At 72.1% G+C, this 8,878-nt stretch carries 8 protein-coding genes; 6 read left to right on the plus strand and 2 right to left on the minus strand.

Annotated features, from left to right (window positions below):
• Window positions 1–1,220, minus strand: a 1,220-nt coding sequence (gene fahA, locus CCN33_RS24850; RefSeq protein WP_086695719.1) for a fumarylacetoacetase, incomplete at its 3' end; no start/stop codon positions are given.
• 232 nt (window positions 1,221–1,452) lie between these two features.
• Here fahA and CCN33_RS24855 point away from each other — a divergent pair.
• The 3 genes from CCN33_RS24855 to CCN33_RS24865 all read left to right on the plus strand — a co-directional run bounded on the left by CCN33_RS24855 (window position 1,453) and on the right by CCN33_RS24865 (window position 4,867).
• Window positions 1,453–2,736, plus strand: a complete 1,284-nt coding sequence (locus CCN33_RS24855) for a carboxylate--amine ligase (RefSeq protein ID WP_244173929.1) — start codon at window positions 1,453–1,455, stop codon at window positions 2,734–2,736.
• A gap of 44 nt (window positions 2,737–2,780) precedes the next feature.
• The gene (locus CCN33_RS24860) at window positions 2,781–3,983 is read left to right on the plus strand and encodes an FAD-dependent oxidoreductase (RefSeq protein WP_086695720.1); all 1,203 of its coding nucleotides are present in this window, start codon (window positions 2,781–2,783) and stop codon (window positions 3,981–3,983) included.
• A gap of 65 nt (window positions 3,984–4,048) precedes the next feature.
• Window positions 4,049–4,867, plus strand: a complete 819-nt coding sequence (locus tag CCN33_RS24865) for an HAD family hydrolase (RefSeq protein WP_086695715.1) — start codon at window positions 4,049–4,051, stop codon at window positions 4,865–4,867.
• Between the two features lie 71 nt (window positions 4,868–4,938).
• On the opposite strand, the gene CCN33_RS24870 is transcribed toward CCN33_RS24865, so the two are convergent.
• A complete protein-coding gene (locus CCN33_RS24870) occupies window positions 4,939–5,421 on the minus strand; it encodes a transglycosylase SLT domain-containing protein (protein ID WP_086695716.1) in 483 nt (160 codons plus the stop codon).
• A 787-nt stretch (window positions 5,422–6,208) separates the two neighbouring features.
• On the opposite strand from CCN33_RS24870, the gene CCN33_RS24875 reads away from it, so the two are divergent.
• The 3 genes from CCN33_RS24875 to CCN33_RS24885 form a co-directional block, all read left to right on the plus strand.
• The gene (locus CCN33_RS24875; protein ID WP_086695717.1) at window positions 6,209–7,219 is read left to right on the plus strand and encodes a polyprenyl synthetase family protein; all 1,011 of its coding nucleotides are present in this window, start codon (window positions 6,209–6,211) and stop codon (window positions 7,217–7,219) included.
• Window positions 7,220–7,466: 247 nt separating this feature from the next.
• On the plus strand, window positions 7,467–8,645 hold the full coding sequence (locus CCN33_RS24880; RefSeq protein WP_086695718.1) for a LolA family protein: 1,179 nt from the start codon (window positions 7,467–7,469) through the stop codon (window positions 8,643–8,645).
• A gap of 39 nt (window positions 8,646–8,684) precedes the next feature.
• Window positions 8,685–8,878: ATP-binding cassette domain-containing protein (locus CCN33_RS24885; protein WP_140394660.1), on the plus strand; the 194-nt coding region annotated here is incomplete at its 3' end.

An 8,878-nucleotide genomic window follows, 5' to 3' on the forward strand; every position in this document is an offset into this window, starting at 1 on the left:
CTGACGATCCGCCCCTCGACCTCCCCGAGCCCGATCCGCCCCCCGTCCTTCCCCGGCGCCCACGCCGTGAGGGTCACCACGTCCCCGTCCTCCAGGAACGCCCGCTTGCCGTCCGGGAGTTCGAGCGGGTCCCGCCCGTTCCAGGTCAGCTCCAGCAGCGACCCACGCTGCCCCTCCTCCGGTCCGCTGACCGTGCCGGAGGCGTAGAGATCGCCGGTGCGCAGCGAGGCCCCGTTCACCGTGAGGTGGGCGAGCTGCTGGGCGGCGGTCCAGTACATGGTGGAGAAGGGCGGCTCGGCCACCACCTGGCCGTTGACGGCGACGGAGATCCGCAGGTCGTAGCCGCCGGGCCCGACGCCGGGCGCGGAGTCGTCGAGGTAGGGCAGCAGCGGGTGGGTGCGCTCGGGCGGGGTCACCCGCGCCTCCTCCAGGGCGGCCAGCGGGGTGATCCACGCCGAGACCGAGGTGGCGAAGGACTTGCCGAGGAAGGGCCCGAGGGGGACGTACTCCCACGCCTGGATGTCCCGCGCGGACCAGTCGTTGAGCAGGCACAACCCGAAGACGTGGTCCCGGAACCCGGTCAGCGGGACCGCGGTGCCCTGCGCGGAGGGCACGCCCACCACGAAGCCGACCTCCGCCTCGATGTCCAGCCGGACGGAGGGCCCGAAGACCGGCGCCGGGTCGGCGGGGGCCTTGCGCTGGCCGGAGGGGCGGACCACATCGGTGCCGGAGACCACGACCGTGCCCGCGCGGCCGTGGTAACCGATGGGCAGATGCTTCCAGTTGGGAGTGAGCGGGTCGGGGGAGTCGGGGCGGAAGATCTGGCCGACGTTCCGGGCGTGGTGCTCGGAGGCGTAGAAGTCGACGTAGTCGGCCACCTCAAAGGGCAGGTGCAGCGTGACCTGCGAAAGCTCGTGGAAGTGGGGCTCGACGGCCGCCCGGTGCGCGGGCCGCGTGACCCACTCGGTGAGCGCCGCGCGCACCTCGGACCAGACGGCGGGCCCGGTGGCCAGCAGCGGGTTGAGGCTGGGCGCGGAGAGCGGGTCCGCGTGCGGGAAGCCCAGCGCGCGAGCGGCGGCGCCCGCGTCCAGCACATGGTCGCCGAGCCGGACACCGACCCGGCGACCGGCGCCGTCGGTGCTGCCGGCGGGCGAGAACACGCCATAGGGAAGGTTGTGCGGACCGAAGGGGTCGCCCTCGGGAACGTCGAAGGGTGGCACGGGGGGCATGGGGTGCTGCCTCACTCTCATCCGCGTCGGCCTGGGTTGATGATCCATAGCGTCGGGCCACACGTTACGGCCGGAACCGGTGTGTTGGGCAGGGGCGGCGGCCGGTGGGGGCCGTGTCTAAAGAGTTCGCAATGTCCGAATAGCACTTGTCGGAGGGATGTGTTCCGGCTTAGCGTCCTTCGGGGGACACGGACGGGGTGGGTCCGGTCCAAAGGGGGGACACGTGGGGGGACCCGTGGCCGGAAGACGCTTTGGCGCGCCCATCGAGGCGGACCGCGAAGTACCGGGCCTGATAGTCAAGTTCGGCGGATATCCGCTGCACCACGGCGGAGTCGGCGCGATCCGCAGCCTGGGCCGGCTGGGGGTGCCGATGTACGCCATCACCGAGGATCCGTACACCCCGGCCGCCGCCTCCCGGTATCTGGAGCGGGCGTTCGTCTGGCCGACGACCGGCGCGGAGGAGCCGGAGCACCTGGTCGAGGGGCTGCGCCGGATCGGGCGCCGGATCGGCCGGCCGACGGTCCTGATCCCGACCGACGAGGAAGCCGCCGTACTGATCGCCGAGCACCAGGACGAGCTGTCCGGTGCCTTCCTCTTCCCGCCCGTCGACCCGGCCCTGCCGAGGCGGCTGGCCAGCAAGCAGGGGCTGCACGAGCTGTGCGAGGAGCACGGCGTCGCCAGCCCCACGACCGTCTTCCCGACCTCGTACGACCAGGTCGTGGCCTTCGCGGACGAGGCGCTGTTCCCGGTGGTGGCCAAGAACCGGGAGGCGTTCGTCCGGCGCAGCCGCCCGGCCGTCGGCGGCACCACCCGGATCGGCAGTCGCGCCGGTCTGCTGGCCCTGGCCCGCGACTGGGGCGACGACCCCGGTGTGATCCTCCAGGAGTACCTGCCGAGGGAGGCGGCCGAGGACTGGATCGTGCACGCCTGCTTCGACGCGGACGCCAACCCGCTCGCCGTCTTCACCGGCGTCAAGGTCCGCTCCTGGCCCCCGCACGCGGGCATGACGGCCCACGCGTACGTGGTCGACAACCCCGAACTCGCGGACCTGGCGACCCGGTTCGTGAAGCAGCTCGGCTTCGCCGGGGTCGTCGACCTCGACCTGCGTTTCGACCGCCGTGACGGCCAGTACAAGCTGCTGGACTTCAACCCCCGCATGGGCGCCCAGTTCCGGCTCTTCGAGAGCGAGTCGGGCGTGGACGTCGTACGGGCCCTGCACCTGAACCTCACCGGCCGGGCCGTCCCCGAGGGGGAGCAGCGGGCCGGGCGGCGGTTCGTCGTGGAGAACATCGACCTGCCCGCTTGGCTCGCCTACCGGCGCAGCGGCTACACCACGCCGTCCGCCCCCGCGCGGGCCGAGGGCACGGAGCTGGCGTGGCTCGCGGGCGACGACCCGATGCCGTTCCTCACGATGCTCGCCCGCTTCGGCCGCCCCGGCGCCAAGCACCTCTACCAGCTCTGGCGCACCAGCCGCCGGGGCGGCGGCACCTCGCACTCCACGAAGTAGGCAAGGCCACACACGTGGCGTACCGCGTCCTGGGGAGGGACTTCGTGATCCGACCGGTTGCAGTCATCGGGGCCGGGCCGTACGGCCTGTCCACCGCCGCCCATCTGCGGGCGCGCGGCATCCCCGTACGGGTCTTCGGCGACCCCATGGTGAGCTGGCGCGCGCACATGCCGGAGGGGATGCTGCTGAAGTCCACCCCGGCCGCCTCGAACCTCGACTGCCCGCAGCCCGGCCACACGCTCGCCGACTACTGCGACGCGGCGGGCGTCCGGCGGCTGGTCACCGACGAGGACATCATCCCGGCGGAGACCTTCATCGCCTACGGGGAGTGGTTCCGGCAGCGTTTGGTGCCGGACCTCGAGCAGGTCCGGGTGGTGTCGGTGGAGCGGGGGCGGCCCGGCGGGTTCGAGCTGAAGCTGGACTCCGGGGAGCAGTTCGCCGCCCGCGCGGTGGTGGTCGCCACCGGGCTCTCCGGCTTCGCCCACCTGCCGCCCGAGCTGGCCGGAGCGGCCTTCGGCGGCCCCGCGCTGGTCACGCACAGCTCCCTCCACCACGACCTGGGCCGCTTCGCGGGCAAGGAGCTGATCGTCGTCGGCGCCGGCCAGTCCGCGCTGGAGACCGCCGCGCTCGCCGCCGAGGCGGGCGCCCGCGTACGGGTCGTCTCGCGCGGCCGGGGGAAGGTCGCCTTCGGCGCGCCGCCCTGGGAGCAGCCGAGGTTCCGTCCCGAGTCGCCGTTCGGCCGCGCCTGGTCGCTGTGGGCGCTCAGTTACCACGCCCAGCCCTACCGCTTCCTGCCCGAGAGCGTCCGGCACCATCTGGTCCGCCGGGTGCTCGGCCCGCTCGGCGCCTGGTGGCTGCGGGAGCGCTTCGAGGGCCGGGTGCAGGTGAGGGAGGTGGCTCGGGTGGTGTCCGCCGAGGCGGTGGACGGCGCGCCGGTGCTCACCGTGCGCACCCACGGCGGACGCACCGACCGGCTCACCGCCGACCACGTCATCGCGGCCACCGGCTACCGGGTCGACCTGGCCGCGCTGGACTTCCTCGGCCCCGGCCTGCGCACGGACCTGGCGGTCACGCGGGGCGCGCCGCGCCTGGGCCCCGGCTACGTCTCCTCGCTGCCCGGCCTCTACTTCACCGGCCTGCCCGCCGCCGCCTCGTACGGCCCGGTGATGCGCTTCGTGTGCGGTACGGAATTCGCCTCCCCGAGGCTGGCGAAACACCTGGCCGCGGCACACGGCGCGCGGAGCTGAGCGACGCGCCAACTCCGGTGTGCGCGGGGTGAGTCGGGAGCGCCGGTGATCCGTATTCTCTGATCATGGCCGCACCCTCCCCTCTCTCCCGTCCCTCGCTCATCGCCACCGACCTGGACGGGACGCTGCTGCGCGGCGACGACACGGTCTCCGCCAGGTCGCTCGCCGCGCTCGCGGAGGCGGCCCGCGCCGGTGCCCGGCACCTGGTGGTGACGGGCCGCCCCGCGCCCCGCGTACGCCCCCTGCTGGCCGCGCTCGGCGGTTCGGGGCTCGCGGTGTGCGCGCAGGGTGCCCAGGTGTACGACGCCGCCACCGGCACCCTGCTGTGGTCGGTCCGGCTGGACCGGGAGCTGGCCGAGACCGCGCTCGGCAAGATCGAGGCCGAGGTCGGCCAGGTGCACGCGGCCGCCGACCAGGACGGCGTGGACGGGCTCACCCTGATCGAGTCCGGCTACCGGATGCCGCACCCGACCCTGCCCGCCGTACGGGTGGAGCGGCGCGAGCAGCTCTGGCGGGCGCCGATCAGCAAGGTGCTGCTGCGCCACGACCGGCTCTCCGACGACGAACTGGCGGCCACCGCCCGCTCGGTCGTCGGTTCGCTGGCCACGGTCACCATGTCGGGACCCGGCACGGTCGAGCTGCAGCCGTGCGGCATCACCAAGGCGACCGGCCTCGCGCTGGCCGCCGAGCACCTGGGCCTCGGCCGCGCCGACGCCGTCGCCTTCGGCGACATGCCGAACGACATCCCGATGTTCCAGTGGGCGGCCCACGGCGTCGCCATGGCCGGCGCCCACCCGGAACTGAAGGCGGTGGCCGACGAGGTGACCCTCTCCAACGAGGACGACGGAGTGGCCGTCGTCCTGGAGCGTCTGTTCACCCCCTGACGCCGACGGCCCCCGCCGCACGCGCGAGGCGTGCGACGGGGGCCGTGGTGCACAGTGATCGTGCGGGGGGCTCAGTACGCGCTGTTGACGTTGTCGATCGAGCCGTAGCGGTGGTACGCGTAGTTGCAGGCGGCGGTGATGTTGGCGACCGGGTTGTACGGGTCGAAGGACGTGCCGGCGACGTGGTACGTACGGAAGGTCGGGTCGATCACCTGGAGCAGGCCCTTGGACGGGGTGCCGTTGATGGCGTTGATGTCCCAGTTGTTGATGGCCAGCGGGTTGCCCGAGGACTCGCGCATCACGTTGCGGTGGATGCCGTTGTAGGTGCCCGGGATGCCCTTCTCGGCCATGATCGCCAGGGACTGGCGGATCCAGCCGTCGAGGTTGTTCGGGTACACGGCGGAGGCGGCGGCGGGCTTGGCGGCCGGGGCTGCGGAGGCGCTGGTGGCGCCGATGACGGGGAGTGCGAACATCGCGGCACCGGTACCGGCGACGGCGAGCGTGCGGACGAGGCGCTTGGTGCGGGCACGGCGCGGCTGAGCAGCAGCAGACATGTCGGTGTTTCCTCTCCGTCGCCTGCGAGGTGAGCTGTCGGGTTCGGGCGGGGAGGTGCCCGGCCGCGTCGCCCCCGGTGCCCGTCGGACACCGGGGACGATGACGGCTTCACCCCGAGCCGTCCCGGCGCGACATGGGTCGCGCCGGTCCGGCGGCTTACCTGGGTCCCCCGCTCCTGCCGTACGAATGAGTTCGTGAGTGGGTGTGCCAGGCGCGGCAGGATTCGGCGTTCGCCTGACAGGGCGGGAACGTATGCGACCGCACATGTCCGGAACAAGCACCGGATTCACCCAAAGCGCTAGTTGACCTTGGTCTGTCCCAAATGGCCCACTTGATCCTTTGCGCCCGCCAATCCTCAACTTCCGTACCGCGCACGGTAAGAAGGGGGTGAGAGGGGGGTCTGGCGGGGTACGCGCGACTGGGCGGTCGCGTGAGCCAACTCACGGAATCGCAAAATACGCAAAATAAGACATGGGGGATTATGTGGATTTGGGCCGTCTGTGCGTATTAGGGAGTGTCGGTCCCCCGAAGGCGGAACCTCTCGCACTCTCCCGTTCGTTGGCCCGGTGTGACCCCCGGAGTGTCGGATCGTCCGACCGACTCCCCCTATACCGACCGTTGTCCACCCATCCGGTACATGCCGGACGAAATCCGATACCTCACGAGCTGGACCGGTGGGTGCGATCGGTGATCGAAAGAGGACCGGATACGCTGACTTGACTGATGGCAGCGACCTATCGACAAGCCGTGAAGTCGCCAGCAGACACCAGCAGACAGGAGAACCTCGTGACCGTCGTCGGGCCGTTCGGGCTGAGCGTGCGGGACCAGGCACTGGAAGCCGATGTCCAGGCCGGACTGGCGGCTGTCGAGGCGGGCCTGCTAGAGGCCACCAAGAGCGACGTCCCCTTCATCACCGGGTCCGCCCAGCACCTGGTGCGGGCCGGCGGCAAGCGGTTCCGTCCGCTGCTCGTGCTGCTGTCCGCCCAGTTCGGCGACGGGCACGCCCCGCGTGTCATCCCCTCGGCCGTCGTCGTCGAGCTGACCCACCTGGCCACGCTCTACCACGACGACGTCATGGACGAGGCGGCCGTGCGGCGCGGCGTGGCCAGCGCCAACACCCGCTGGGGCAACTCGGTCGCGGTGCTCACCGGTGACTTCCTCTTCGCCCGCGCGACGCAGATACTCGCCGATCTCGGCCCTGAGGCCGTCCGGGTGCAGGCCCTCGCCTTCGAGCGCCTCGTCACCGGCCAGATAATGGAGACCGCGGGTCCCCAGGACGGCCGCGACCCGGTCGAGCACTACCTCGACGTGCTCTCCGGCAAGACGGGCTCGCTGGTCGCCGTGTCCTGCCGGTTCGGCGCCATGATGTCGGGCGCCGACGAGAGCGTGGTCGACGTGCTCACCCAGTACGGCGAGCGGCTCGGTGTCGCCTTCCAGCTCGCCGACGACGTGCTGGACATCGCCTCCGACTCCGACGAGTCCGGCAAGACCCCCGGCACCGATCTGCGCGAGGGCGTGCCCACGCTGCCCGTGCTCCGGCTGCGCGAGCGCGCCGCCCGGCTCGGCGAGCCCGCCGACCTCGCGCTGTGCGAGCTGCTGGACTCCGACCTCAGCGACGACGCCCGGCTCGCCGAGGCGCTCACCGCCCTGCGCGCCCACCCCGCGCTGGACCAGGCCCGCCGCGACGCGGTCCGGTACGCGGAGGAGGCCCGCGCGGCCCTCGCCCCGCTGAAGGACTGCACCGCCAAGTCGGCCCTGATCGAACTGTGCGACGCCGTGGTGCACCGGGCGGGCTAGGGCCCGTCCGGCAGGGCCTGGCGCGTGCGGGCGCTCGTGCGACCCCTACGGGTCGGTGCGGGCGCCCGGTCCGTACGTCATACCGCAGGTGTACGCCGAGTTGGCTCCGTGGGCTGACGTACGAGGACTGTCGTATTGGTGTGATGGGAACCAGGGAAACCACCACTCCTCACCGATCCGGGTGAGAATGGCGGCTCAGGTGGACCCATCGAGCGCAGCCGCCGCCGACGACGGAGGTAAGGCAGACATGGCACCGTACGAATCCGACCACGCGACCGGCACCGGCCCCGACGAGGACCCGCGTACCGGACGCCGCAAGGCCGCCCGGTACGTCGTGCCCGTCGCGGTGGTGGGTGTCGCGGCCGCCACCATCGGGCTGGTTCCGGCGCTCGCCGCCTCCGGCGACCCGGACCTGCCGAAGATCACCGCGCAGCAGCTCGTCGAGAAGATCGCCAAGTCCGACGTCCAGCGGATGTCCGGCACCGTGAAGATCAGCACCGACCTCGGCCTGCCCGACCTCGGCAGCCTCCAGGGCGGCATGGGCTCCGGCCACGAGGACTCCTCCGCCGACCCGCGGACCAAGCTCACCGAGCTGGCGTCCGGCACCCACACCCTGCGCGTGGCCGCCGACGGCCCCGAGAAGCAGAAGGTCTCGCTGCTGGAGCGCGACGCCGAGTACAGCCTCATCCACCACGACAAGGACGTGTGGGGCTACGACAGCGCGAGCAACGAGGTCTTCCACACGACCGCCCAGCACACCGGCGAGAAGCGCGAGCACCGGCCGAGCGCCACGCCCGACGACTTCGCCGAGGAGGCGCTGAAGTCGGTCGACTCCACCACCTCGGTCACCGTCGACGGCACCGCCCGCATCGCCGGCCGGGATGCCTACCAGCTCGTGATCAAGCCCAAGCAGTCCGGCTCCACCGTCCGTGACGTCACCATCGGCGTCGACGCCAGGACCGGCCTGCCGCTGAAGTTCACCCTCACCCCGAAGAGCGGCGGCGCGCCCGTCCTCGACGCGGGCTTCACCAAGATCTCCTTCGCCGCCCCGCCCGCCTCCACCTTCGACTTCCGCCCGCCCAAGGGCGCCAAGGTGACCGAGGAGAAGCCGGGCAAGGACGAGCACACCCCCGGCTTCGGCGGGCAGTTCGCGCCGGGCGGTCTGAGCGGCGCCGACACCATCGGCGAGGGCTGGACCACCATCGCCAAGTTCGACACCGGCGCCGAGGGGGACAAGACGTCCCAGCAGGGCGGCGCGACGGGCGGCTTCCTCGGCTCGCTGGGCGACCAGGTCTCCGGCGGCTTCGGCAAGGGCACCGTCTTCTCCACCCGCCTGGTCAACGCCCTGATCACCGACGACGGCAAGGTCTACGCGGGCGCGGTCACCAAGGACGCCCTGGTCAAGGCGGCCGACGCGGACAAGTAGTCCGCCCCGCCGGAGCCGCCCGACACACGAAGGGGACCGATGGAGCCAGCGTCCGCCACCGGGGACGAGACCGCGCCCGCCATCGCCACGCGCAGCCTCACCAAGCGGTACCGGGGCGGACAGCTCGCCGTGGACGGTCTGGACCTGACCGTCCCGGCGGGCAGCGTCTTCGGCTTCCTCGGCCCCAACGGCTCCGGCAAGACCACCACCATCCGCATGCTGATGGGCCTGAT

The organism is Streptomyces recifensis (genome assembly GCF_002154615.1).
Lineage (GTDB): Bacteria > Actinomycetota > Actinomycetes > Streptomycetales > Streptomycetaceae > Streptomyces > Streptomyces griseoluteus.